This is a genomic window from Arthrobacter sp. yr096, from assembly GCF_900108925.1.
Lineage (GTDB): Bacteria > Actinomycetota > Actinomycetes > Actinomycetales > Micrococcaceae > Arthrobacter.
On sequence record NZ_FNYI01000007.1, the window covers coordinates 190224 to 213680 of the forward strand.

General features: G+C 63.3%; 25 protein-coding genes. 11 read left to right on the forward strand and 14 right to left on the reverse strand.

All coding sequences use genetic code 11. The annotated features are described in order from the left end of the window. Positions 1-2 precede the first annotated feature (2 nt). Positions 3-764, reverse strand: coding sequence for an SDR family NAD(P)-dependent oxidoreductase (locus BMY91_RS18085; protein ID WP_177179948.1), 762 nt, complete (start codon positions 762-764; stop codon positions 3-5). Positions 765-769: 5 nt separating this feature from the next. Then, complete coding sequence (locus BMY91_RS18090) at positions 770-1693, reverse strand: fumarylacetoacetate hydrolase family protein (protein ID WP_090824436.1); 924 nt, start codon at positions 1691-1693, stop codon at positions 770-772. A 140-nt stretch (positions 1694-1833) separates the two neighbouring features. Between BMY91_RS18090 and BMY91_RS18095 the strand changes: the two genes are divergently transcribed. The 5 genes from BMY91_RS18095 to BMY91_RS18115 are packed head-to-tail and all read left to right on the forward strand — an operon-like array spanning position 1834 to position 6531. Continuing rightward, a complete protein-coding gene (locus BMY91_RS18095; protein WP_090824438.1) occupies positions 1834-3138 on the forward strand; it encodes an L-fuconate dehydratase in 1305 nt (434 codons plus the stop codon). Further along, the gene (locus BMY91_RS18100) at positions 3135-4427 is read left to right on the forward strand and encodes an alpha-L-fucosidase (RefSeq protein WP_090824440.1); all 1293 of its coding nucleotides are present in this window, start codon (positions 3135-3137) and stop codon (positions 4425-4427) included. Before BMY91_RS18095 ends, BMY91_RS18100 begins: the two co-directional genes overlap by 4 nt. Then, entirely contained in the window at positions 4420-4734 is a 315-nt protein-coding gene (locus BMY91_RS18105) for an L-rhamnose mutarotase (RefSeq protein WP_090824441.1), read from the forward strand. The genes BMY91_RS18100 and BMY91_RS18105 overlap by 8 nt, the downstream gene beginning before the upstream one ends. Then, a complete protein-coding gene (locus BMY91_RS18110; protein ID WP_256212819.1) occupies positions 4731-5669 on the forward strand; it encodes an aldo/keto reductase in 939 nt (312 codons plus the stop codon). Before BMY91_RS18105 ends, BMY91_RS18110 begins: the two co-directional genes overlap by 4 nt. After that, positions 5662-6531 carry an amidohydrolase family protein gene (locus BMY91_RS18115; RefSeq protein ID WP_090824536.1) on the forward strand — a complete coding sequence of 290 codons (870 nt, stop codon included), beginning with the start codon at positions 5662-5664 and terminating at the stop codon, positions 6529-6531. Before BMY91_RS18110 ends, BMY91_RS18115 begins: the two co-directional genes overlap by 8 nt. Before the next feature lie 72 nt (positions 6532-6603). Here the strand turns inward: BMY91_RS18115 and BMY91_RS18120 are convergent, their stop codons facing one another. The 5 genes from BMY91_RS18120 to BMY91_RS18140 form a co-directional block, all read right to left on the reverse strand. Further along, positions 6604-7275, reverse strand: a complete 672-nt coding sequence (locus tag BMY91_RS18120) for a FadR/GntR family transcriptional regulator (protein WP_090824445.1) — start codon at positions 7273-7275, stop codon at positions 6604-6606. Positions 7276-7468: 193 nt separating this feature from the next. Further along, positions 7469-8977, reverse strand: coding sequence for an amino acid permease (locus BMY91_RS18125; RefSeq protein ID WP_090824446.1), 1509 nt, complete (start codon positions 8975-8977; stop codon positions 7469-7471). A 144-nt stretch (positions 8978-9121) separates the two neighbouring features. Beyond that, a complete protein-coding gene (locus BMY91_RS18130; RefSeq protein WP_090824448.1) occupies positions 9122-10537 on the reverse strand; it encodes an aspartate ammonia-lyase in 1416 nt (471 codons plus the stop codon). A gap of 13 nt (positions 10538-10550) precedes the next feature. After that, the gene (locus BMY91_RS18135) at positions 10551-11567 is read right to left on the reverse strand and encodes an asparaginase (RefSeq protein WP_090824450.1); all 1017 of its coding nucleotides are present in this window, start codon (positions 11565-11567) and stop codon (positions 10551-10553) included. Next, positions 11564-12292: a FadR/GntR family transcriptional regulator gene (locus BMY91_RS18140; protein WP_090824452.1), complete on the reverse strand. Its 729-nt coding sequence runs from the start codon at positions 12290-12292 to the stop codon at positions 11564-11566. The genes BMY91_RS18135 and BMY91_RS18140 overlap by 4 nt, the downstream gene beginning before the upstream one ends. A 92-nt stretch (positions 12293-12384) precedes the next feature. Here BMY91_RS18140 and BMY91_RS18145 point away from each other — a divergent pair, with 92 nt between their 5' ends. The 3 genes from BMY91_RS18145 (at position 12385) to BMY91_RS18155 (ending at position 14121) form a co-directional block, all read left to right on the forward strand. Continuing rightward, positions 12385-12891, forward strand: coding sequence for a hypothetical protein (locus BMY91_RS18145; RefSeq protein WP_090824454.1), 507 nt, complete (start codon positions 12385-12387; stop codon positions 12889-12891). 78 nt (positions 12892-12969) lie between these two features. Then, the gene (locus tag BMY91_RS18150) at positions 12970-13575 is read left to right on the forward strand and encodes a hypothetical protein (protein WP_256212820.1); all 606 of its coding nucleotides are present in this window, start codon (positions 12970-12972) and stop codon (positions 13573-13575) included. A gap of 84 nt (positions 13576-13659) precedes the next feature. Continuing rightward, on the forward strand, positions 13660-14121 hold the full coding sequence (locus tag BMY91_RS18155; RefSeq protein WP_256212821.1) for a DUF3817 domain-containing protein: 462 nt from the start codon (positions 13660-13662) through the stop codon (positions 14119-14121). A gap of 190 nt (positions 14122-14311) precedes the next feature. On the opposite strand, the gene BMY91_RS18160 is transcribed toward BMY91_RS18155, so the two are convergent. Next, entirely contained in the window at positions 14312-15037 is a 726-nt protein-coding gene (locus BMY91_RS18160) for a hypothetical protein (RefSeq protein WP_177179953.1), read from the reverse strand. An 88-nt stretch (positions 15038-15125) separates the two neighbouring features. Between BMY91_RS18160 and BMY91_RS23520 the strand changes: the two genes are divergently transcribed. After that, complete coding sequence (locus BMY91_RS23520; protein WP_256212822.1) at positions 15126-15260, forward strand: hypothetical protein; 135 nt, start codon at positions 15126-15128, stop codon at positions 15258-15260. On the opposite strand, the gene BMY91_RS18165 is transcribed toward BMY91_RS23520, so the two are convergent. The 4 genes from BMY91_RS18165 to BMY91_RS18180 form a co-directional block, all read right to left on the reverse strand. Next, positions 15253-15852, reverse strand: a complete 600-nt coding sequence (locus tag BMY91_RS18165; RefSeq protein ID WP_256212823.1) for a DUF6318 family protein — start codon at positions 15850-15852, stop codon at positions 15253-15255. The two genes, BMY91_RS23520 and BMY91_RS18165, sit on opposite strands and share 8 nt — an antisense overlap. A gap of 313 nt (positions 15853-16165) precedes the next feature. Then, positions 16166-16543 carry an RNA-binding S4 domain-containing protein gene (locus tag BMY91_RS18170; protein WP_018779945.1) on the reverse strand — a complete coding sequence of 126 codons (378 nt, stop codon included), beginning with the start codon at positions 16541-16543 and terminating at the stop codon, positions 16166-16168. Positions 16544-16721: 178 nt separating this feature from the next. Beyond that, positions 16722-17825: a sulfite oxidase gene (locus tag BMY91_RS18175; RefSeq protein WP_090824462.1), complete on the reverse strand. Its 1104-nt coding sequence runs from the start codon at positions 17823-17825 to the stop codon at positions 16722-16724. Positions 17826-17989: 164 nt separating this feature from the next. Continuing rightward, positions 17990-19024 carry an aldo/keto reductase gene (locus tag BMY91_RS18180; RefSeq protein ID WP_090824464.1) on the reverse strand — a complete coding sequence of 345 codons (1035 nt, stop codon included), beginning with the start codon at positions 19022-19024 and terminating at the stop codon, positions 17990-17992. Positions 19025-19298: 274 nt separating this feature from the next. Here BMY91_RS18180 and BMY91_RS18185 point away from each other — a divergent pair, with 274 nt between their 5' ends. Continuing rightward, positions 19299-19790: a flavin reductase family protein gene (locus BMY91_RS18185; protein ID WP_090824466.1), complete on the forward strand. Its 492-nt coding sequence runs from the start codon at positions 19299-19301 to the stop codon at positions 19788-19790. Between the two features lie 22 nt (positions 19791-19812). Here BMY91_RS18185 and BMY91_RS18190 read toward each other — a convergent pair whose 3' ends face one another. Beyond that, positions 19813-20736 carry a hypothetical protein gene (locus BMY91_RS18190; RefSeq protein WP_090824468.1) on the reverse strand — a complete coding sequence of 308 codons (924 nt, stop codon included), beginning with the start codon at positions 20734-20736 and terminating at the stop codon, positions 19813-19815. Positions 20737-20922: 186 nt separating this feature from the next. Here BMY91_RS18190 and BMY91_RS18195 point away from each other — a divergent pair, with 186 nt between their 5' ends. After that, a complete protein-coding gene (locus BMY91_RS18195; RefSeq protein WP_254779959.1) occupies positions 20923-21327 on the forward strand; it encodes a YchJ family protein in 405 nt (134 codons plus the stop codon). Between the two features lie 118 nt (positions 21328-21445). Here BMY91_RS18195 and BMY91_RS18200 read toward each other — a convergent pair whose 3' ends face one another. After that, positions 21446-23410 (reverse strand): acyl-CoA dehydrogenase family protein, encoded by a 1965-nt coding sequence (locus BMY91_RS18200; RefSeq protein WP_090824471.1) that lies wholly within the window; start codon positions 23408-23410, stop codon positions 21446-21448. Positions 23411-23457 lie beyond the last annotated feature (47 nt).

Genomic DNA, 23457 nt, shown 5'->3' on the forward strand with positions numbered 1-23457 from the left:
CCCTACTGAACAGGCCGCAACCGCAATCCCTGCATGCCGCCATCCACCGCCAGGGAGGTTCCCGACGTCGAGCCCGACAAAGGGCTCGCCAAGTACGCGACGGCGCCGGCCACCTCCACCGGATCCACCATGCGGCCGTGCGGTTGGCGGGCGTTGAGGGCCGCACGATCGCCGGCAGGATCGGCGGCAGAGTCCAGCAGGCGGCCTACCCACGGAGTGTCCACGGTGCCGGGGTTGACGCAGTTCACACGGATGCCCTCGCGGACGTGATCCGCCGCCATGGCGAGCGTCAGTGACAGGACCGCGCCCTTGGACGCCGAGTAGAGCGCCCGTTGCGGGAGTCCAGCCGTCGCGGCGATGGAACAGGTGTTCACGATCGCGGCGGCGGGGGACTCGCGCAGGTACGGCAGGGCCGCCCGGCTCACCCGGGCGATTCCCACCACGTTGACGTTGAGCACGCGCAGCCATTCGTCATCATCATTGGCGGCAATGTCACCTTGCGCGCCGATGCCGGCGTTGTTGATCACGATGTCCAACCGGCCGAATTGCTTCGCAACGTTTTCGACGGCGGCACGCACCGAGGCGTCATCGGCCACGTTGCATGTCACGCCGAAGTACGGACTGGTTTCAGGTGCGAGGTCGAGGACCGCCACCTGCGCGCCCCCGGCGGCGAGGCGGTCCGCGATGGCAGCCCCGATCCCGGAGGCTCCGCCGGTCACCAGTGCTGCGAGGCCATCGAACTCGTTACCCACCGAGGTTGCCACGGGGCTCAGGCGGTGGTGCCGGCGAAGGAAGCGGCGTGTGCTGCACCAGCGGCGGAGCCGGCCTGTGCGCGGAAGTACTCCTGGCGCTGGCGTCCCAAGCCGTCGATCTCCAGTTCCACAACGTCCCCTGGTTGGATAAACGGGAAACGGCCGGACATTGCCACGCCCTCGGGGGTGCCGGTGATGATCACATCGCCTGGTTCCAGGAGCATGTACTGGCTGAGGTGGTGGACGATCGTGGCGGGGTCGAAGATCATGTCCGAGGTATTGGAATCCTGGCGTGGTTCGCCATTGACCAGGGTCTGGAGGCGCAGGCTGCCGGCGTCGACGTCGGCAGCGGGAACCAGCCACGGGCCCAGGGGAGTGGAGCCGGGGAGGGACTTACCCTTGGTCCACTGACCGGCCGCGCCGGGGATTTGGTACTCACGCTCGGAGAGGTCGTTGGCCACTGCGTAGCCGGCGATGCATGCTTCGGCCTCGGAGAGGGAAGAAAGGTATGACGCTTCCCGGCCGATCACGATGGCCAGTTCCACTTCCCAGTCGTACTTTTCCGACGACGGCGGGATGGGGGCGGCGTCGAACGGACCAGTGATCGTATTGCTTGGCTTCAAGAAGACCACCGGAACCTCGGGCGGCGTTGCCCCGGATTCGGCGGCGTGGGCCGTGTAGTTGAGGCCAATGGCCACCACGGCTCCGGGGCGGGCCACGGGGGCGCCGACGCGAAGTCCCGCGGCGGAGATTTCCGGAAGTTCCCCGTTGTTCAGGGCTTCACGCGTGCGTTCGATGCCGTCCGAGGCGAGAAAACCGCCGTCGATGTCGTTGGTCAGGGCCGTAAGGCTGAAGTACTTCTCGGTGCCGTCGGCGTCCTGGGCAATGACGGCCGGTTGTTCGTTTCCGGCTGTTCCCAGCCTGGCGAATTTCAAGGTCATGGCTTCCTCCGTGCGTTCGGGACTAACATCCGAGCTCTAGTGTGCTGTTTTCACCCATAATACGGAAATGTGACCCATTGACAAGGCAGACATCGGATGTTTAGGCTCAGTGAAGAATCGTGAAGCACTTCAGGAGCCCCATGAGCACCATTACCGCAGTGGATACGTTCGATATCCGCTTTCCCACATCCCTTGAACTGGACGGCTCGGATGCCATGAATCCGGACCCCGACTACTCCGCCGCCTACCTGATCATTCGCACCGACGCGGGCGACCACCTTGAGGGCCACGGCTTCGTGTTCACTATCGGGCGGGGCAACGAGGTGGAAGCTGCAGCAATCAATGCCCTCCGGGACCACATCCTGGGGGCCGACGTTGAGGAGCTGCTCAATGACATGGGCGCCACCTGGAAACTGTTGGCCCACGATTCCCAACTTCGCTGGCTCGGACCGGAGAAAGGCGTCATGCACATGGCCATCGGTGCCGTGGTGAATGCCTTATGGGACCTGAAAGCCAAACGCGCGGGACTGCCACTCTGGGAATTGCTGGCTGGAATGAGCCCGGAAGAGCTCGTGGCACTGGTGGACTTCCGCTACCTCACGGACGCGCTCACCCCCGCCGAAGCGTTGGAGATACTCCGTGCCGCCGTGCCGGGCAGGGAAGCGCGCAAAGCCGCCCTTCGCGCTGAAGGCTACCCCGCATACACCACGACGCCGGGCTGGCTGGGTTACAGCGACCAGAAACTGACGCGGCTGGCCAAGGAAGCCGTGGCTGACGGATTCGCCCAGATCAAGCTCAAGGTCGGCGCGTCCCTGGAGGACGACATCCGCCGCGTGCGGGCAGCCCGTGAAGCCGTGGGCCCCGATATCAAAATCGCAGTAGACGCCAACCAGCGCTGGGACGTCCAGGACGCCATCGACTGGATGGCCCACCTGGCCCCCTACGACATTGCCTGGATCGAGGAACCCACCAGCCCGGACGATATTTTGGGTCATGCCGCCATAGCCCGGGGAGTGGCGCCGATTCCGGTGGCAACGGGAGAGCACGTCCAGAACCGGGTGGTGTTCAAGCAAATGCTCCAGGCCGGCTCGCTCGAGGTCCTGCAGATCGACGCAGCCCGGGTGGCCGGAGTGAACGAGAACATTGCCATCCTCCTGCTCGCAGCCAAGTTCGGCGTGAGGGTGTGTCCGCACGCCGGCGGGGTGGGCCTTTGCGAAGCTGTGCAGCACCTGTCCATGTTCGACTACCTTGCCGTATCAGGGACCAAGGAAGGCAGGACCATCGAGTTCGTGGACCACCTCCACGAGCACTTCATCACACCCGTAGTGGTCCACAGCGGCGCGTACTGGCCGCCGTCGGCTCCTGGAGCCGGCAACCAAATGCTCCATGAAACACTGACCGCTTACAGCTTTCCGGACGGCCCGGTATGGAAGGAAACCCGTTGATCCAGCACGCACCGTGGTTCGAAGAAGCACGCTTTGGCATGTTCATTCACTGGGGCCTGTACGCTCTCCCGGCACGCCATGAGTGGGTGATGAACATTGAAGAGACCACGGTGGAGGAGTACGCCAAGTACTTTCAGCGCTTCGATCCCGATCTCTACGACCCCCGGGAATGGGCCCGCGCCGCCCGCCAGGCAGGCATGAAGTACGTGGTCCTCACCACCAAGCATCATGACGGCTTCTGCCTGTGGGATTCAGCCCTGACGGAGTACAAGGCCACCAACACGCCCGCCGGCCGGGACCTGATCACGCCATATGTGGAAGCGCTCAAAGCGGAGGGGCTGAAAGTTGGCTTCTATCACTCGCTCATCGACTGGCACCATCCCCACTTCACCGTTGACGGGGTACACCCTCAACGGAACGCGGCCGACGTCGAAAGCTTGAACAGCGGGCGGGATATGGCCCTCTACCGTGACTACCTGCACGGCCAGGTGCGCGAGCTCCTAAGCAACTACGGCACCATCGACTACCTGTTCTTCGACTTCTCCTACGCAGGAACCAGCATCACGGAATTCTGGGGCGGGAAGGGCCGCGACGACTGGAACTCCAAAGAATTGCTGGCGATGGTGCGGGAGCTCCAGCCCGGGATAGTGGTCAACGATCGCCTGGACATCCCGGGAGACCTGGTGACGCCTGAGCAATACCAACCTACCGAGCCCATGATGCTCGACGGCGTCCCCGTCACCTGGGAGGCCTGCCAGACCCTGAACGGGAGCTGGGGTTATGACAGGGACAACGTGAACTACAAGTCCGTGGACCTGCTCATCCGTATGCTCATTGACGGTGTTTCCAATGGCGGCAACCTGCTGCTCAACGTGGGACCCACCGGCCGTGGCAGCATCGACCCGCGTGCCCTGGCTTCCCTGGAAGGGATCGGCGCCTGGATGAAGCTGCATTCCCGCGCCATTTACGGTGCCGGCGCCTCACGGTTTACGGCACCGGCCGACTGCCGCTACACCCAGCGCGGCGACAGGCTGTATGTGCACCTCTTTGCCTGGCCATTCGAGTACATCCACCTCCCGGACCTGGCCGGGAAGGTTGAGTACGCGCAGCTGCTGAACGATGCATCCGAGGTGTTCCTCAAGGAAGTCGATCCGAACCAACAGGCATTCAACACCGTGCCCGGGGGCCAACCGCCAGGAACCCTGACCATCAAGCTCCCGGTGCAGCGGCCGGACGTCGCCGTACCCGTGCTGGAACTGTTCCTGAAACCGGAGGCCGCGAATGGCTGAAAGCATCGCCCTGCACACCCGGCTCAAACCCGGAACCGAGGAGGAGTACGCTGACGCCCACGCGCACATACCGCACGAACTGGTGGCGGCGCTCAAGGAAGCCGGCGTGCATAACTGGCGGATCTGGCGCAGCGGACTGGACCTCTTCCACGTGGTGGACGTTGAGGACTACCATGCCATGCGCCACGCGCTCGCAGATCACCCGGCCAACGTGCCGTGGCAGGCCAGAATGGCTGAACTCCTGGAGGTCCAGGACGATTACTCGGGGGAGGACAACGGTATCCGGAAGGTATGGGAACTGCCATGAACTCACTGGACCTCGGCAAACTCGGCTTCGGCGGAGCGGGAATCGGGAACCTGTACAGGGCCATTCCGGACGGCGAAGCCCTCGCGACAGTCCTTGCTGCCTGGGATGCGGGCATACGCTACTTCGACACCGCCCCCCACTACGGACTCGGGCTGTCTGAGCAGAGGCTGGGCGCCGTGCTCCGGGACAAGCCGAGGGATCAGTTCATCATCTCCACCAAAGTGGGCCGGCTGTTGGAACCCAACGATTCCGGTGGCCGGGACCCGGAAGGTTTCGATGTCCCAGCCACCAGCCGACGCGTATGGGACTTTTCCGAGGCAGGCATCCGGCGGAGCATCGAGGACTCCCTGGAACGGTTGGGACTGGATCACGTGGACATCGCCTACCTCCACGATCCAGACGTCCACGATCTCCACGCCGGAATCACCCAAGCCCTGCCGGTCCTTGAAAAGCTCAGGTCCGAAGGTGTGGTCACGGCAATAGGCGTTGGCACCAACTCGGCCGAGGCAGCCCTTGAATGCGTCCAAGCCGCAGACCTGGACCTCGTGATGCTCGCCGGTCGCTACACCCTGCTGGAGCAGCCCGGCGTTCCGCTGCTTGACCGCTGCAGGGCGCGCAGCACCGGCGTCGTGAGTGTGGGTGCCTTCAACTCAGGGCTCCTGGCCCTGCCTGATGTCCCCGATGATGCGCCCTACAACTACGAACGCGCGCCGCAGGCGTTGGTAGAGCGGGCGCGTCAGCTGGCGGCTGTCTGCCGCGACTACGGCGTGGAGCTTCCGACGGCGGCCCTCCAGTTTCCGATGCGGCATCCGGCCGTGGTGAACGTGACTGCCGGGGCAACTTCTCCTGAGCAGGTAGCCATGAACGCGGCCAGAATGGACGCTTCTGTGCCGGATGAACTGTGGGATGCGTTGGAGGCCGCCGGGCGTGATTGATTCGCACTTGCACTTGTGGAGCCTGGACACCTTCGTCCCCGGCGGTGAACGGCCCTATTCGTGGCTTGGCCCTCAGCACGGACCGCTTTTCCGGAGCTTTGGCGCGGATGAAGCGCGTGAGGCGTTGGACGCCGCTGGTGTCAGGGGTGCCGTGCTGGTCCAGGCCGACGACACCCTGGCCGATACCCAGAGCATGCTGGCCGTCGCGGCACAGAATCCCTGGGTGCTGGGCGTGGTGGGCTGGATCCGCTTGGACTCACCAGCGGACGCCAGGAAGCAGTTGGCCCGTTTCGCCGCCCATCCCGCGTTCAAGGGCGTCCGGCATCTGGTGCACGACGATCCGCGGGCCGGTTTCCTGGACCTTCCTGCCGTTCGGGAATCGTTGGCTCTGCTGGCGCGGCAGGGCTTCCCCTTCGATGTCCCGGATGCGTTCCCGCGTCACCTCGGCTCCGTGGTCCGGCTGGCGCGGGACCTTCCGGAACTGACCGTGGTCCTTGATCATCTTGGCAAGCCACCGCGTGGCGATGCTGCAGCCATGGAGTCATGGCGAACTGACGTCCGGGCCCTCGGGCGTGAGCCCAACGCGGTGGCCAAGCTCTCCGGATTCCACCTGCCGGGGGTTGAGTACACCGCGGACTCGTTGCGGCCCTTGTTCGAATCAGCGTTGAAAGCTTTTGGACCCCGGCGTTTGATGATCGGCGGCGACTGGCCTGTCAGTACCTTGGGGGCTCCATACGGCCGGACGCTGGATGTGTTGCTTGAACTGCTTTCCTCTTTGGAACCTTCGGAGCAGGATGACGTGCTGGAGGGTACAGCGATCCGCACTTATGGGCTGGCGGCCGCTCCTCTCGCCGGGGGCTAGAGAGCCTGGCGCAGTTTGGAGCGCCCGGCGCAGCCTAGAGAGCCTGGCGCAGTTTGGAGCGCCCGGCGCAGCCTAGAGAGCCTGGCGCAGCCAGTTCTCGACGCCACTGATGTGCACGGTCACCAAGGCCCGCACCAGCTCGGCATCGCCGCGTTCCAAGGCGTCCGCGATTGCGTGGTGCTCGGCCAAGGTGTGTGCCACGGCCTTTTCCTGGGTTAAGCCCCGCCATATCCGTGCCCGGACGGTGCTGCTGGACAGGGCCTCCAGAAGGCTGCCGAGATAGTCGTTTCCTGCGGCTTCGGTGATGATGCTGTGGAACTCGAGGTCATGGGCCACCAGTTCCTCGACGTCCGTGTTCTCGTCAATGCCATCCATGGTGCTCCGGAGGGCAAGGAGCTCGTCCGGGGTAATTTTTCCTGCGGCCAGATGGGCCGTGGCGGGTTCCAGGATTCGTCGGACCTCAAAGAGTTCCAAAATGGAGCGGTCCTGGTGCAGATCCACCACGAACGCCACAGCCTCATTGAGGAGTTTGGCGTCGAGGCTGGTCACGTACGTTCCATCGCCGCGGCGGACGTCCAGCACGCGGATCAGTTCCAAGGCTTTCACAGCTTCACGCAACGAACTCCGGGAAAGGCCCAGCCGTTCGCTCAGTTCCTTTTCCGGCGGAAGTCGATCGCCGGCCTTGAGTTCCCCGCGGATCAGCATGTCTTTGATCTTGCTGATCGCCTCGTCTGTGACAGCCATGGACCAATAGTAGCCACGAATGATCCGATGTCTGTTTCTGTCGCGTCCCAACCCAATTGAGTCGCAGTTCGGGCCGTTTTCAGCGCTGGGAACGGCCTGAACTGCGACTCGGTTGGGGGCGTTAACTTACGACGGCGGCACCTGGGTTCCGCTGATACGGAACCCGGGTGCCGCCGTCGTAAATCAGCGGTTGTTACTTGTCGCCGCCCGGCAACGGCCGGTTGGCTATGACAGGGGCGCTGCCGGTGTAGCCATCGCGGGTGGCAGCAAGCTCATGGATTTGCTTGCGGCACAGGAACCAGCCCCAGACCATGAGTCCGCAGGCAACCGCGGTAACCAGCATGGTGAGCGGCGATTCGATGAACACCATGATCAGGACGCCTGCGAGGAAGATCAGGGACAACCAACCTGTGTAGGGTGCGCCGAAGAGTCGGAAGGACGGCCGTTTCACCCAGCCCTTGTCCGACCATCGCTTCAGCTGCATCTGGCACAGGACAATGGTGGCCCACGTGACGATGATGCCCACCGAAGCGACGTTCAGGACGATCTCGAAAGCATCGGACGGAACCAGGTAGTTCAGCGGTACGCCGAGCAGGGAGACGCCTGCCGTGATGGCGATGCCGCCATACGGGACACCCGCCTTGTTCATGCGCTGCGCGAACTTGGGGGCGGAACCCGCCACGGACATGGAGCGGAGAATGCGGCCGGTGGAGTAGAGGCCGGCGTTCAAGGACGAAAGGGCCGCGGTGAGGACAACCAGGTTCATGATGACGTCTACGCCCTCAACACCGATGGATCCGAAGAACGTCACGAAGGGGCTGACGCCCTTCTCGTACGAGGTGTAGGGGAGCAGCAGTGCCAGCAGGATGACCGAGCCAACGTAGAAGACTGCGATGCGGAAGACCACGGAGTTGATGGCCTTGGGCATGATCTTCTCAGGGTTGGGGGTTTCGCCGGCCGCAGTGCCCACCAGTTCGATCGAGGCGTACGCAAACAGCACGCCTTGCATCAGAATGATCATCGGCAGGATGCCGTTCGGGAAGACGCCGCCGTTGTCCGAGATGAGGCTGAAGCCGACTTCCTGGCCATCAACCGGGGTGCCGAAGATGACGAAGTAGGTGCCAACCAAGAGGAAGGCCACCAGCGCGGCCACCTTGATCAACGCGAACCAGAACTCCATTTCGCCGAAGACCTTCACCGAGACCAGGTTCAGGCTCAGCACCACCACCAGGGCAATAAGGGCCCATGCCCACTGCGGGACTGCGCCCATCCAGGGAATGTATTTGCCGAAGAAGTTCATGTAGAGCGCGGCCGCCGTGATGTCCACAATGGTGGTGGTGGCCCAGTTGATCCAGTAGAACCAGCCCGAGACGAAGGCCGCCTTCTCGCCGTAGAACTCACGGGCATAGGAAACAAACGATCCCGACGACGGACGGTGCAGAACGAGCTCGCCAAGTGCGCGGAGGATCAGGAAGGCAAAAAAGCCACAGACTGCGTAGGCAATCACGAGGGACGGGCCAGCTGCATTGAGCCGACCGCCGGCGCCCAGGAACAAGCCGGTGCCGATTGCGCCACCGATCGCGATCATCTGGATCTGCCGGGGCTTGAGGTCCTTGTGGTAGCCGGCGTCCTCCTTGTGGAGGGCCTTTTCGCTGGCGTGCGCTTGGGCCGGGACCGTGTGGTCCGTGATGGGATTGGTCATTGGAATCCTTAGTGGTGTCCTGTTGGGGGCGTCCTGGTCGAGGCCGGTGGGGGTTCCGGGCTCGCCGAACAGCGCCTCGTGGGGGTATGCCTCATCGGGCGGGGCGGCTGGCTGCAGCCGCGGGGCTTATGGGCCAGTTTCGGCCTATTTGCTCAGATTTGCCAGACGTTCAGGGCTGAGAAGTTCCTCGAGCTGGGCTGCGGTCAGCAGGCCGTGCTCCAGAACAAGTTCTGCCACACCCTTCCCCGTTGCCAGCGCTTCCTGTGCGATAGCGGTGGCGGAGGCGTAACCGATATGGGGGTTCAATGCCGTGACGAGACCGATCGACTGCTCCACGGTAAGCCGTAGCCGTTCGGTGTTTGCGGTGATGCCCCGGACGCAGCGTGCCGTAAGGGTGCGGCACGCTGCTTCCAGGTGGGAGATGCTCTTGTGCAGGCTGTGCACAATGATCGGTTCGAAGGCGTTCAGCTGAAGCTGGCCTGCCTCCGCGGCCATGGTGACGGTGACATCGTTGCCGATGACTTCATACGCCACCTGGCTGACCACTTCCGGGATCACCGGGTTGATCTTGCCGGGCATGATCGACGAACCGGACTGGACGGCCGGAAGGTTGATCTCGCCCAAACCTGCGCGCGGTCCGGAAGACAGCAGACGGAGGTCATTGCAAATTTTGGAGAGCTTCACAGCCACGCGCTTCAGCACACCGGACAGGTGCACGAAGGCGCCAACATCCTGGGTGGCCTCAATGAGGTCGGCGGCAGTGAGCAGGGGAAGGCCGGTGATGTCGGCCAAATGACGGCAAGCAGCATCGGCGTAGCCAACCGGGGCGTTCAGGCCCGTGCCGATTGCCGTGGCGCCGAGGTTGATCTCGTGGATCAGCATGTGCGACTCATCCAGGCGGGCGCGGTCCTCGCCGATGGTGACGGCGTATCCGCCAAACTCCTGTCCCAGCGTCATGGGAACAGCGTCCTGCAACTGGGTCCGGCCCATCTTCACGACGGTCCGGAACTCGCGGCCCTTCTCTGCGAAAGCCACCTCGAGTTCCTCGAGTGCTTCCAAGAGCTCCTTTACGGAGAAGATCGTGGCGAGGTTCACCGCCGTCGGGTAGACGTCGTTGGTGGACTGGCTCAGGTTCACGTGGTCATTCGGGTGCAGCTTGGCGTAGTCGCCCTTGGGGTGGCCCAGGATTTCCAGAGCACGGTTGGCGATGACTTCATTGGCGTTCATGTTGGAGCTGGTGCCGGCACCGCCCTGGATGACATCCACCATGAACTGGTCCTGGAGCATGCCATCCATGACGTCCTGGCATGCCTGCTCGATGGCTCCGGCGCGCTCAGCATCAAGGAGGCCGAGCTCGTGGTTGGTCCGGGCGGCTGCCTGCTTCACGGCGGCCAAACCCCTGACGAGGTGCTTGTTGGTGGAGAGCGGCTGCCCGGTGATGGGGAAGTTCTCGATTGCGCGGAGGGTATGGACGCCCCAGTAGGCATCCGCGGGGACGTCGCGGTCACCCAGGAGGTCGTGTTCGGAACGGAGGGGGATCGCCTGATCGACGGTGGTCATAGCTGTCCTTGGTTTAGTTGCTGAAAATTTGGGCTGCGCGGAGTTCGCCGACCGGAAGGCCGCCACCCAGCACGGGTGGGCTCTGCAGGGTGTCCAAGCTGCCGCCGTCGACGTCCAGGCTGCGAAGTACCTCAAGCGTGATGGGCATGCGGGCGCGATCCCCGCCGTCGGAAATCTTCACGGCGACGCCCGTGCCGTCCGGTAGCCCCACCAGCTGGAGGCCTTCGAAGCCGTCCTTGGCGAGCAAGCCGGGAACAGCCCGCATCAAGGCGGTGACGTCGCGGCCTTCGCCGGCCACCATCTCCGGATAACGGCGCATAGCGTGGGCAACTTTGCCCTCATCGGTGCTTTCGCCGGCGGCCGCGAGACGGCCATAAGCGCGGGCCATGCCATGCAGCGAATGCGCGAAGAGCGGGGTCCCGCAGCCATCGGTGCTTACTGCGGCGGCTTCCTCGCCGGTCAGTTCCGTGATGGTGTCCCGGACCAGAACCTGCAGCGGGTGCTCAGGGTGCAAATACCCCTCCACAGGCCAGCCGTTGATGACGCAAACGGCGGTCATGGAAGCGTGTTTGCCGGAACAATTCTGCGCGATCTGGGTGGGGCCGTTGCCGGTGCGTAGCCATTCTTCGCGTTCCTTCACGCCATAGGGGAGGTCCGTGCTGTTGCCCAAGGCCGCTTCACTGAGGCCGTGCAGCTTCAGGATTTCGGTGGCGCCGTCACGGTGCATCTGAGCGCCGGAATGGCTGGCGGCCGTGAGGGCGAGGAGGTTTTGGGGGAGGCCCAGGCCCGCCTTGAGCAGGGCTACAGCCTGCAATGGCTTCAGGCTTGAGCGTGGGTACATCGGCGCGTCCGGTGCGCCGGCCTCGACGGCAGTGCTGCCGTCTTTGTGGAGGGCGATCAGCGATCCGTAGTGGATGCTCTCCACCAAACCGTCGCGGGTTACCTCGACGAGCGGGACGTGGTGGGGCGTTGTGGCCTGGGGTGTGGCCGGTGCTTCGGGGGCAGGCATGGTGTCCTTTGGGGGTGTCATTTGTTGAGGATCGTGTCCAGGGCAACGCTGACGGCCTGCAGGTGGGCTGCCATCGCTTTGCTTGCGGCCTCTGAGTCGCCCGCTTCGATCGCGTTGAGCACGGCGACGTGTTCGTCATCCGAGCGGTGCTGCCGGTCCGCGACGAGGTTCAGGGTTTCAGACTGGTGGGCCAGTGCCTCACGGATATCGGACACGACGCTGGCGAACACGCGGTTTCCACTGGCTCTGGCGACGGCGGAATGGAAGCTTGCGTCAAGGTTCACCCACGCTTCGGGATCGTTCTCGCTGAGCATTTCCTGGACGATGTCCTTGAGGTGTTCCAGCTCCTCATCGGTCCTTCGTTGGGCGGCGAGGCCGGCGGCGGGAATCTCGATGTGTGGACGGGCCTCGTTGAGATCCCGCGCGCTGTACTGGCCCAAGGTAAGGTCATTAGCAACCTTGTTGGCCACAATGAACGTGCCCTTGCCGGTTTTGGTCATGGTGAGGCCCAAGGTGTTGCAGGATCTTAGCGCTTCCCGGATGACGGAGCGGCTCACGCCGTACTGTGCCGCGAGCGTCGCTTCGGAGCTCAGCTTGGTGCCAACGTCGAACTGACCGCCCTCGATGGCTCGCCGAAGTGCCGCAAAGACCGCCTCAGCTGCGGAAATGCGTGCAATGGGCGTATGCGCAGCGGTGTTGCCCGGGAATTCGGGCTGTCCGGCTGTCCGGCTGTCTGACAGGTTCACGCTTTGAATATGGCACGGGTCACAAGGGGCTGTCAACGCTGAAAGAGTCGCTTCACGGTTTGGTGTCCTGGGCTGTTCACGCACAATGGACCATGCTCTTCACCAAAAAGTCCCTCACCCTGGACGGATTCACCGGTTTCCGTGCGTTGGATGACCTCGATCCCATGCGAATTCCCCAGGGACGAGGCATCTTCGTGGTTCTCCGTCCCGCAGATTTCGAGCCTGTCTTCCTCAACAAGAGCACTGCCGGCACCTTCAAGAAGAAGGACCCCTCCCTCACGCGTGAAGCCCTGCAAGCCGAGTGGGTTGCGGATGCTTCTGTGCTCTACCTCGGCAAGGCCAGCGCCGGCAGCCAAGGCAACCGGGGGCTCCGCAAGCAAATTCAGGAGCTCTTGGACTACGGCCGTGGGCGGCCCACCGTGGTGTGGGATGCCCGGCTCATCTGGCAACTGCGCGATGCCCTGGACTTGGTGATTGCGTGGAAGGAACTCCCGGCCTCCGAGGTCAATGCTGCCGAGGCCGCGTACCACGCAGAGTTCGTTTCAGCCTTCGGGCGCCTTCCGTTCGCCAACCTCGTCCAGGCGCGCTCCAAGCGGTAACAAGCGACGCACGATGGCGGAAGGTGAGTTGCGTCGTCGGCCTGCCGTCCGCCGCGCATCCGGCGCATAATGTCATCCATGACGGCCCGCGACCCCATTGGAAGCAAACCGGACGGACCCCGAATCACTGTGGAGGTGCCCGTACTTCGCGTGGGTGCCGGATCCTCGGACTACGAGGGACTTGGTCGATTTGCCGACTCCCTTCGCAAGCCGCAGGGATTACACATGACCCTGCTGCATGTGGGCATTCTGGACGACCTCGCCGCCGACATTACCGCGTGGACCAAAGGACTTTCGACGCCGGAGAAGACACTTCCGGAGATCGCCAGTTGGTTGACGGAGTTGCCGGTGTTGCAGGGCTTTTTGGGAAAATCGGACAAACTGATCCCTCTGGGTGGTGGACGCCTGAGGGGACTCCACGTGGAAGTGCCACAGGAAGTGCACGACTACCAGGCGCTCCTTGTTCAGGGGCTCCATGTCCTTCTCGACGAGCTGGGCCTCGACAACATTGAAGACTTCATCCTGAGTTCGCCGGCCCTTGGCTACAGGTCGCCGCGGTGGCTGCCTCACATCGCCGTCGGCAGAGCACGATCCCGACACGAGCCGGCTATGGAGATCGCCCCCGTGGCTATCGAGTTCGGCGACTCGCGCATCCGGAACCGGGAGGCGTTGCCCTTGCCGTAGTCCTGCGTTGCACCGATAGACGCAAGGTAATTTCTACAGCCGGTAAAATAGGGGGTGTCTCCCGTTTTCTACCTGAGGACTTCCATGCAGCCCCGCACTCTGTTCCGAACCGTTGCTTTCGCTGAGGCCGTGACATGGACCCTGTTGTTGGTCGGGCTGTTCCTTAAGTACGTCACACGCACCACCGACGTCGGTGTGAGCATTGCCGGGGGAATCCACGGCTTCGTGTTCCTTTGCTACGCCGCCACGGCTGCGTTCACGTGGATCAACCAGAAATGGGCCGCGCCCACTGGCCTGCTGGCAATTGCCTCGGCGGTGATTCCGTACGCCACCATCCCCATGGAGAAGTCGCTCGATCGGCGCGGACTTCTCGCAGGCGGGTGGCGCTTGGCAGCTGGTGGAGACTCCCCCAAGGGTGGATTCGAGAAAGCCCAGGCCTGGGTCTTGCGCAATCCGATCCTCGCCGTGGTTGTCACTCTTGTTGCCGTTGGTGCCGTGTTCAGCTTCCTGCTGTTCATGGGCCCTCCAGGTACTTGGTTCTCCTAGTTTCGGCAGGCGAAAAGCATCGGTTCTTCGGAACTGGTGCTTTTCTTCTTTTAAGGCGAAGGTTCCCCTGCTCTGGGGGCCGCTGCCACCTACTTTGCGTCGTGGGTGGCCTCGACGCGCCGCCTGGTTTGGGTGTGTCGATGGGAGGTGGTGATCGAAGTGGGTGGTGGCGGTACGTGGCGCCTTCTGTCTATCTGGTCTCGGCTCCGGGGCAGCCCCAAGAGTTGGGGTTTTGTTCGCAGGTGTCGGCGACGAGTGCTTTTTCTGTTTTCCAGACGTGAATGGTTTTGGCGGGTGTGGTGATGTCCAGGGTGCCGTTGATGGGTAGTGGTGGGCCGTTGTTGACGGAGTAGGTGCCGGTGTAGCTGGTGGTGGCGGCGGCTTGGTAGTTGCCGGTTTCTGTGTAGCTGTGGCTGGTGCGGGTCGCGTTGGTGAGCCATTCGGTCTCGGGGATGGGGTAGCCGGTTGTTGGTGCGGGGCCGAGGGTGGCGCCGTCGCCGAAGGTGTAGCTGTGGCTGGTGGGTGTTGCGGTGAGGTGGACGGTTTGGCCGAGGATGGTGAGGTTGAAGGCTTGTTCGGTGGCGGTGGTGTAGAAGTTGGTGGGTCCGCCTTTGAGGGTGTGGGGGAAGGGTTGGGCTTCCAACGTGCCGGGGTTGACGGGTAGTTGGCGGAAGTCGTTGAGGATCCGGGCGGCGATGTCGGCCAGGACGTTCCCGGGTTCGGGGTCGTAGAGGCAGGTAGGTCCACTGACTGCTGGGTAGTTGCTCCACTCGGGATCAGTAATAGCCTTTGGAGCCTGCTTCCAGATCACAGGGGTGCCTTCCTCTCCGCCGGGGGTCTTCGCTGGACACTCCATGGTCAGGCAGCCCTTGTCCGGAGTGTCCGAGCCACCTGAGCGGCAATGAACGTCGGCCATATACTGGAAGGGATCTTCCGGTGAAGACGATCCATCCAGCTTGGACGCTGGCCTCCCGGTGACTGGATCGATGACGAACTCGGCGCCGATGAAGATAGACCTATCTGTGAATCCGGTTCCTGGACTTGGCGTTGTCCTGGCCCAGGAAACCATGGGACTGAGGGTTGCCGAGGCAATCAAGATTCCCAAGGCTATGACCTTGGCCGAGGTGGACGTCATCTAAGTACACCGAGGTCCGTCGTAGACCAAGACCCATCCTTATAAATTCCAAAGAAGGCCGCCGCATCGTTCGTTGCAGCCGTATTCTCTCGACCAGTTGAACCATCCGGGTTCATGTAGACGATCTGCTGTTGAAGCACTTGGACTTTTGCACGTTGCGGTGTCGAGGATGTCTCCCAGAGAACTTCGATGACCGGTGTTTGATACAGTCCGCCAATCAGCCACCGGCCCTCGGTGTAGTTAGTAGCGACACCGCTTAGGAGGTCCGCGCAAAGTCGACAACTATTGCTGGATGACTCCTTGGTTTTGGAGACATCACCAGTTTCGTACGCGTAGCTCAGTTGCTGGAACCAGTACCCAATAAACGCCTCCAGCCCCGCCTTCGAGTTCTCCTTCGCGAGCTCGGGCATCACGGGCACCGGCACGTTCTGGGCTTTGCCCTTCGCATCGGCGGGCTTGTAAACGAGCGACGCGGTGGGGCTTGGAGAAGCAGCAGATGCCGTAACGCTCGAGGTGGGTGACGCCGTCGTCGAGCCTGTAACGGAGGGTGAGCCGCCAAGTACGGAGCCACCCTGACAAGCGCTCAGAAGGAGCACGAGGGCCGCCGACCAGATCACCGTTCGCGCACGTAAGGACGGAAAAGAGGCAGGCGAATGGCATGGCATGACGGGCTCCCCAGCAGCTGTTTGACGGTGTGGCGGCCAGTCTAAGCAGTTGGCGGGCGTGGAATCATGTCGGAAATTCCTGCCTGTGGACAACCCACGAGGATGCTCATGGATCAAGCAATGAATTCTGCTGGATCATCCAAACCCGGCATCCATGAAAACCCTGGGATTCCGCGGTTGTGCTCGAATGCAAGAGGCGATGATCCAGCAGAAATGCGCGGTACGCCCGAAACCCGGCAGGCAACTACCCCCGCAGCTTCTCCATATCCCTGCGGTCCTTCTTGGTGGGCCGGCCGGCGCCGCGGTCACGTTGTGGAAGCCCCAGCTTGGGGGCGACGGGGCGCGGGGGCGTGTGGTCAGTGAAACAGTGTGAAGCGGCTTCGGCTCCCACACGCTTGGCAATCAGGCGCCGCACCTCGAGGATCCGTTCCCAGCCGGATTCACGCACCCGAATGGTGTCGCCGATGATCACGCTTTGTGAAGCTTTCACGGGGTTGCCGTTGATACGGATGTGCCCTGCCCGGCAGGCAGCCGTAGCGGCGGAACGGGTCTTGTAGGCCCGGATCGCCCACAACCAGGCGTCCACCCTTACATTCGCGGGGGATGACGACGGAATACTCATGATTCGAACGAGTCTAACCGGGGCAGAGCAGGCTGGCGAGAACGCCGGAATGCTTCGAGAACGCGGGGTAGCCGCCGAGATCGCCGGAAAATTCCGGCGATCATGCACCCTTCCGGCGAACTCGCCGAGGCAAGCGAACTCGGCGAGGCAAGCGAACTCGGCGAGGCAAACTAAAGACCTACCGCACCGTCACCTCAACCACCTGCGCCATGTTGTTCCCGATCCCCTGGTAGTTCCACACCTGTTCAGTGGGCTGGAGCGCGCCGGAGGTATCCATCGCGCGGCACCGGAGAACATGCTCACCGGGGCTCGCCACCCACACCATCGACCATGAGCGCCAGGCAAAGTCACCAAGAGCGGGCTCGAGGTGCGCCGGCATCCACTCGCCGTCGATCCCCACTTCCACGCGCTCCACGTCGCCGTGCCCTGACCATGCCCGTCCGTGCAGCATCACCGGGCCTGACTCCACGATCCGGCGTCGGGTGAAGAACTCAGGGATCCCCGGCGGCACCATCAGGGAGCGGACGCGGATATGTGTCACGGGCAAGCCGGGACCATCGGGACCCTGCAGGTAGTGGTAGGCAACGGACTGCTGCCATCCCATGAACCGCGACGTCACCGCTTCGATCGAGGTCAGCCATTTCACGCTGGCCATGCCGTACCACCCCGGCACCAGCAGCCGCAGCGGGAACCCATGCTGCAGCGGCAACGGATTGCCGTTCATGGCGTATACCAGCATGACTTCGGGGTGCATCACCTCAGCGACGGTCAGGCTGCGTGCGTACGGCTCTTCTACGCCGCCCTGGATGCCGTTGTCGGCACCGGTAAAGACAAGTTCGACGGCGTCACTCGCCAAACCGGCTTCCTCCAGAAGAGGCGCCAAGGGGGTTCCGGTCCATTCGGCTGTGCCCACTGCCCCCAGAACCCACGGTTGGCTGAGTGGCCGTGGTTCCAGGAGGGAGCGTCCGTTGCCCGCGCATTCAAGGGTGACGGGCATGGTGACAGCGGGCCGGGCTTTGATGTCTTCAAGCCTCAGTTCCAAGCTGTTCTCAACAGCCCCGCCCAGCCTGAGCCGCCACGAATCAGCGGAAACATGGGGGATGTCGAAGTGGATTAGCAGGTAATGCAGCCCGGCAGGCGTGATGTCGTCGTGCAGGGCCTCCAAGGGCATGGAATGGTTCCGCCCGGACAGTTGCAGTTCTTCATGGGTCAGGGGACCTTCGGTCGGCTGCCCGGGGGTGGCGGCTTTTGCTGCCCTTTGCTTGACGTGGTGTTTGGACATGGGACGGCGGCGTTCTACTGGAAGCTAAACACTGCGGAGTGCCGCAGCACTTAGGACAAGGATCACGCCGCGGCCGAACCTGCGTCAATACCTCGTTGTGGGGCCCGCTCTGCGCGCCAAACCAGGCGCAAGGGGCGTAGAGGAGGCCTCACAACGCAAGGCAATTACCGTCGTCGCAGTTCCGGGTACTCAAGGTGCGGGGCAACCGTGCCGGCGTCGCGCTCCAGGAAGTTAACCGCGGGGGCAACGATGTCATCGATTTCGTCGAGGATGGCCTCGCTCAGCACCACATCCGCGGCCTTCAGATAGTCGGTGAGGTGCTCCTCGGTGCGCGGCCCGATGACCACGCTGGTCACTGCCGGGTGGTTCAAGGCAAAGGCGACGGCCAGCTGGATAAGCGTCAGTCCGTGGCGTGCCGCCAGCTGCGCAAGGGCGTCGGCGGCGTGCAGCTTGCCCTGGTTGAAGGGCGCGTTGACGTCGAATCGGCCCGGAACAGCTGCCGACCGCGAACTTTCGGGCTGACCGGCGCCGATGCGGTAACCGCCGGCCAGCCAGCCGCCGTCGAGCGGTCCGTAGCTCAAAACCCCGACGCCGTACTGCTGGGTGATGGGGAAAACGTCGCGTTCGTTGGCGCGCACCAGCAGGGAATAGGGAACCTGGTCCACCACGGGCGGCGTGAGGTGGTTGGTGTTGGCGATCCACTGGGCCTCAACAAGCTGGGCCGGGCTGAACACGGAGGTTCCGTAGTAGAGAATCTTGCCCTGCCGGATGAGGTCGTTGAGCGCGGTGATGGTCTCAAGGAGATCGGTGTTGTAGTCCGGACGGTGCGCTTGGTAGAGGTCGATCCTGTCCGTGTTCAGCCTACGCAAGCTGTCCTCCACAGCCCGGACAATCCAGCGTCGGGAGTTGCCGGCGTGTGCAGGGTTGGAACCCATCTGGCCGTGGAACTTTGTTGCCAGGAAAACGTCGTCGCGCCGGCTGTGGATGGCCTGGCCAACCACGGTCTCAGCTTCGCCCTGGGAGTAGATGTCTGCGGTGTCAACGCTGGTGATCCCGGCGTCGAGGGCGGCCTTGATGATGCGGATGCTCTCGGCCGGGCCCGTGGGTGCGGCGCCGGTGCCGAAATTCAGGGTGCCCAGCGTGAGGGGGCTGATCAGGGCGCCAGTGCGTCCAAGCGTTCGTAGCTCGTTGAGGCTCATGTCGGCTTCCTGTGGTGGGACAGTGCTGATGTCCAGGCCTGAGTCGATGGCCGTGGATGTTCAATCGAGGCTACACACGGCCGCCGGAGGCATAAACGCAAGAGGTAGAACTTCTTCGTTTTTCGTCTTGCGAAGTAATGGAACAGGCCTTACTTCGCGATATTTCTTGACACGCAGCAACACAAATGTCTTGCGGATCAACAAATATTGCCGTTCCCGGAAGCAGGTGAATCATGGGAAAGGAACTCAAGCAACGCACGAAGGGGACAGCGGAATGACACAGACCACAGTGGAAGAAACGGCGGCCATCAAGGCGGCATTTGCGCAGTTCCCGTCCGGAGTTGCCGCCTTCAGCGCGATGGTGGACTTCACGCCGGAAGCTTTGGTGGCATCTTCCTTCACGGTGGGCGTATCACTGGAGCCACCGCTGGTGATGTTCGCGGTGCAGAACTCCTCCACCACCTGGCCTAAGCTCCGCCAGGCGCGGCGGCTGGGTGTCTCGGTCCTGGCCGAGGGGCAGGAAGGTGCGGCACTTCAGTTGGCATCGAAGACCCGCGATCGCTTTGCCGGACTGGATACCAGCGTCAGCGACTCAGGCGCAGTACTGATCGACGGCGCCGTGCTGGGTTTCGAATGCGAAGTTGTGTCGGAAACGCCCGCAGGGGACCACGCGATTGTGGTGCTGGAGGTCAAAGCGACCAGCATCAACCTCGAGTCCAAGCCGCTGATCTACCATGGCGCGGCCTTCCGGCAACTGGCCGCCTAGGAAGCAGAGGCCGGACCGGCAACTACGAGTTGCGGCTGGCGCTGCTCAGCGAACCTTTACGGATCGGGCTCGGAGCTTTTCCATTCTTGGAATTGCCCGGGCCAGATTTCTTTGCCCCGTTCCCGTTCGAAGAACTCTTGGTTTCGGCGGGTTTTGCCTGGCCGTTGTCCGGCCTTTTGCCCGGGGCATCGGGGTGCTTGGGGTTGGGGGTCTTACCGTTGGGCGATGGTGCGGGATCGTCAAGGTCGCGGACTGTCACCTTGATGGCCGGCGGCTGCCCGGCCTGGGCGCGGGCGGCTGCGCGTTCGTCTGCCTGGGCAACTGCATCCGCCCAGTCTTTTGCGAGAACGGGCGGTTCCTTGGCAGCTGCCACAACAATGGGGTGGTGCGCGGTCTGGTGTTCCACGGCGGACTTGACCTCTGCCGGCTTGGGCAGGTTCCGGGGGTCCACCTTCGCCTTCCACGCACCGTTCCTGACGGCGGCCGACGCACCCGAGAGTCGTCGTCGAACATCACCAAGGAGGTCCCGCTGAGGGGCCGAGGGAGCGGAAGGTACGGGCGGCGCAGGCTGCGAAGAGGCAGGCTGCGAAAGGGCAGATTCAGCTGTGCTCGGAAGGGCAGCTGCTGTGGGAGCCTGCACCTGTGCAACGGAATCCGTGTGAGTGAGACCGTCCAGCGGCGATTCAGTAGCTTGTGAAGTCTCGACGCCGCCGGTCACCGGAACAGGTACGCGCGCCGGCCGCGGGGGCAACTGCACAATGGGAGTGGTTTCCTTCTTGGGGAAAATTCCGACCATGGCCAGCAGCACTATGGACAACAGTCGCCCAACTCCGGCCACCACCAGGGTGATGATGATGATCAACCCGAGACCCAGGAACATCAGGACAGCAAGCCCCAGCGTTCCCAAATACGTCAGGTTGATGGCGAGTGTTGTCGGATCCTCCACGTAGCCTCCCCTGGCTGTCGTTTTGTGATGCGCGCATTGCCCACCCAGCTTGCGTATCTAGCCTAAGGTCCAACACCGACGGAATCACGCCCCGGCCCACACTCTGGCGGGGTTGTTTCGAAGCTGTTATATCGCGTGGGAAAATATGTTGCCCAGCTCTCATTTACAGCCTCAGATTGGGACCCCGTGACCCTCCATCCTGACCGACTCCGCAACGGCCTGTGCCCCTGCCTCTCCGGGGAGCAGTACGGCGATTGCTGCGGCCGCTTCCACAGCGGCGAAGCCGATGCCCCCACTGCCGAGCAACTGATGCGCTCCCGCTATTCGGCCTTCGTGGTCCTGGACCCCGGCTACCTCCTGCGCACCTGGCACCCGTCCACCCGGCCGGACTCCATGGAACTGGATCCGGACATGCAGTGGCGCAGGCTGGACATCGTTTCCACCACCAACGGCGGACCTTTGGACACGGCAGGCACCGTTGAATTCGCCGCCCACTACAGGCTCGACGGCGATCGCGGCGTTCAGCGCGAACTCAGCCGCTTTGTGCGGGAAGACAAACGCTGGTTCTACGTGGACGGGGATGTTCGCTGAGCGCGCTCCTTCCCACTTGCCTCCAACTTTCCGGCCACGATTGAGTAAATTCCGCTGACACACGTGTGGTCCTCACGCTGTTCTCGGGACTAACCGGGAGGGAACGCTGCGGAAGCCCTCACCGATACTTGCGGTGCAGGTTTTCCTTGGTTGACGCGCCAGGGGAGGCGTCGCCGATCCAGGGCCCGGTTCCTTCCGACTGATCCAGGACGCCGGCCTCCAGCCAGGCGTAGTCGCCGGCGAGAACCTTGCGCGAGAGGTCGTGATCGCCGTCGTCAGTATTCCTCCACAGCTGGTCGAAGTATTCATCCACCCGCACGCGCGCCTGCTCGCAGAACGCCTCAGCCAGCTCAAAGGCGGCGGCGCCCTGTTCGGGGTGCTTGCGGAGCAGCATTTCAGCCCGGGAGCAGCAGGCCGCCATGGCAAACAGCTCGGCCCCAATGTCCACGATCCTGCCAAGGAACGCCTGCTTGTGCTCCAGCTTGGCCTGCCACCTCCCCATGCCGTAGAACGTTTGCCGGGCAAGCCGCCGCGACGATCGTTCAACGAACCGCAACTGCTTCGCCAAGCGGCCGAATTCCGCGTAGGAACGCGGGTCCATCCCTGCTCCCGCAACCAGCTTGGGCAACCATCGGGCATAGAAGCCTGAGGCCCCGACGGCGGCCCTCGCCTTGTCCTGCAGGCTCGCGTCCGCTGAGGCGAGGTCGCCCGCGGCGGCAAGGTGTGCGTCAACCGCTTCACGGGCGATCAGGAGTTTCATGATCTCGCTGGAACCTTCGAAGATCCGGTTGATGCGGAGGTCCCGGAGGAGTTGCTCGGCCGGCACTGCCCGTTCGCCCCTGGCTTCCAGTGAGTCGGCGGTCTCGAAGCCCCGGCCACCACGGATCTGCACGAGTTCGTCGGCGATCCGGCAGCTCAGTTCCGTGGACCACAGCTTGGCCAGCGCGGCTTCGATCCGAATGTCCTTCAGCCCGGCGTCGGCCATCTCGGCGGACAGTTCAAACACTGCCTCCAAGGCAAAGGTGGTTGCTGCGATGAACGCGATCTTCTTGCCAACGGCCTCGTGTTTGCCCACGGGGCGTCCCCACTGGGTGCGGGCGTTGGACCATTCGCGGGAGATCTTCAGGCTCCACTTTCCCGCGGCCACGCAGAGGCCTGGAATGGAGAGCCGCCCCGTGTTCAGGGTGGTGAGGGCAATCTTGAGCCCCTGGCCTTCACGGCCCAGCCGATTGGCGGCAGGCACCCGGACCTGGTGGAAACGGGTCACGCCGTTCTCAATCCCGCGCAGGCCCATGAAGGCGTTACGGTTCTCCACGGTGATGCCGGGGGAGTCCATCTCCACAACGAATGCGGAGATGCCGCCCTTGTGCTCGGTCCCATCGGCATCGGTATGTGCAGGGACCCTGGCCATGACCACCACGAGCTCGGCAATCACGCCGTTGGTAGTCCACAGTTTCACGCCGTCCAAAAGGTAAGAACCGCCGTCGTCGGACAGTACGGCAGTGGCGCCCATGCGCGCGGGGTCGCTGCCGACGTCGGGCTCTGTCAGGAGGAACGCGGTGATGGCGCCTGCGGCGCAGCGCGGGAGGTATTCCCGCTTCTGCTCCGGCGTGCCGAATTCCTTCACAGGTTCCGGGACGCCAATGGATTGGTGGGCGGAAATTAACGCACCGAGGCTCGGGTGGACTGATCCCAGCAGGGCCAGTGCGCGGCCGTAATAGACCAAGGAAAGGCCCAGGCCTCCGTAGTCGCGGGGGATCTTCATGCCGAAAACGCCGAGGTCGGCGAGCCCCTTGAGGTATTCGTCGGGAATTTTGGCATCGCGTTCAATGATGCGGCCGGACATGGTTTTGGCGAAGGCCAGCAGCCGGGCCATGAATTCCTCGCCCCGCTCCACGTCCTCGGTTTTGGCTTGTGGCCAGGGGTGGATCAGGCTCAGGTCAAAGCTGCCCAGGTAGAGGCCCTTGGCGAAGCTGGGCCGGTTCCATTCGGTTTCGCGCGCGGCTTCGGCGACGGCGCGGGCTTCTTCTGCGGTGGCATTGACGCTTGCGGCGGCGAGACTGTTGTCAGTGGCGGACGTCATGGGAGAACTCCTCTAGCCGGTTGTGCCGGATGGAGCCAGGGTCCGCC

Excerpts from the sequence above, each read along its gene's own strand:
- BMY91_RS18090 (WP_090824436.1), bottom strand. The coding sequence starts at position 1,693 with ATGACCTTGAAATTCGCCAGGCTGGGAACAGCCGGAAACGAACAACCG.
- BMY91_RS18095 (WP_090824438.1), top strand. The coding sequence starts at position 1,834 with ATGAGCACCATTACCGCAGTGGATACGTTCGATATCCGCTTTCCCACA.
- BMY91_RS18105 (WP_090824441.1), top strand. The coding sequence starts at position 4,420 with ATGGCTGAAAGCATCGCCCTGCACACCCGGCTCAAACCCGGAACCGAG.
- BMY91_RS18110 (WP_256212819.1), top strand. The coding sequence starts at position 4,731 with ATGAACTCACTGGACCTCGGCAAACTCGGCTTCGGCGGAGCGGGAATC.
- BMY91_RS18120 (WP_090824445.1), bottom strand. The coding sequence starts at position 7,275 with ATGGCTGTCACAGACGAGGCGATCAGCAAGATCAAAGACATGCTGATC.
- BMY91_RS18125 (WP_090824446.1), bottom strand. The coding sequence starts at position 8,977 with ATGACCAATCCCATCACGGACCACACGGTCCCGGCCCAAGCGCACGCC.
- BMY91_RS18130 (WP_090824448.1), bottom strand. The coding sequence starts at position 10,537 with ATGACCACCGTCGATCAGGCGATCCCCCTCCGTTCCGAACACGACCTC.
- BMY91_RS18135 (WP_090824450.1), bottom strand. The coding sequence starts at position 11,567 with ATGACACCCCCAAAGGACACCATGCCTGCCCCCGAAGCACCGGCCACA.
- BMY91_RS18145 (WP_090824454.1), top strand. The coding sequence starts at position 12,385 with ATGCTCTTCACCAAAAAGTCCCTCACCCTGGACGGATTCACCGGTTTC.
- BMY91_RS18150 (WP_256212820.1), top strand. The coding sequence starts at position 12,970 with ATGACGGCCCGCGACCCCATTGGAAGCAAACCGGACGGACCCCGAATC.
- BMY91_RS18155 (WP_256212821.1), top strand. The coding sequence starts at position 13,660 with ATGCAGCCCCGCACTCTGTTCCGAACCGTTGCTTTCGCTGAGGCCGTG.
- BMY91_RS18160 (WP_177179953.1), bottom strand. The coding sequence starts at position 15,037 with ATGGCCGACGTTCATTGCCGCTCAGGTGGCTCGGACACTCCGGACAAG.
- BMY91_RS23520 (WP_256212822.1), top strand. The coding sequence starts at position 15,126 with ATGAAGATAGACCTATCTGTGAATCCGGTTCCTGGACTTGGCGTTGTC.
- BMY91_RS18170 (WP_018779945.1), bottom strand. The coding sequence starts at position 16,543 with ATGAGTATTCCGTCGTCATCCCCCGCGAATGTAAGGGTGGACGCCTGG.
- BMY91_RS18175 (WP_090824462.1), bottom strand. The coding sequence starts at position 17,825 with ATGTCCAAACACCACGTCAAGCAAAGGGCAGCAAAAGCCGCCACCCCC.
- BMY91_RS18180 (WP_090824464.1), bottom strand. The coding sequence starts at position 19,024 with ATGAGCCTCAACGAGCTACGAACGCTTGGACGCACTGGCGCCCTGATC.
- BMY91_RS18185 (WP_090824466.1), top strand. The coding sequence starts at position 19,299 with ATGACACAGACCACAGTGGAAGAAACGGCGGCCATCAAGGCGGCATTT.
- BMY91_RS18200 (WP_090824471.1), bottom strand. The coding sequence starts at position 23,410 with ATGACGTCCGCCACTGACAACAGTCTCGCCGCCGCAAGCGTCAATGCC.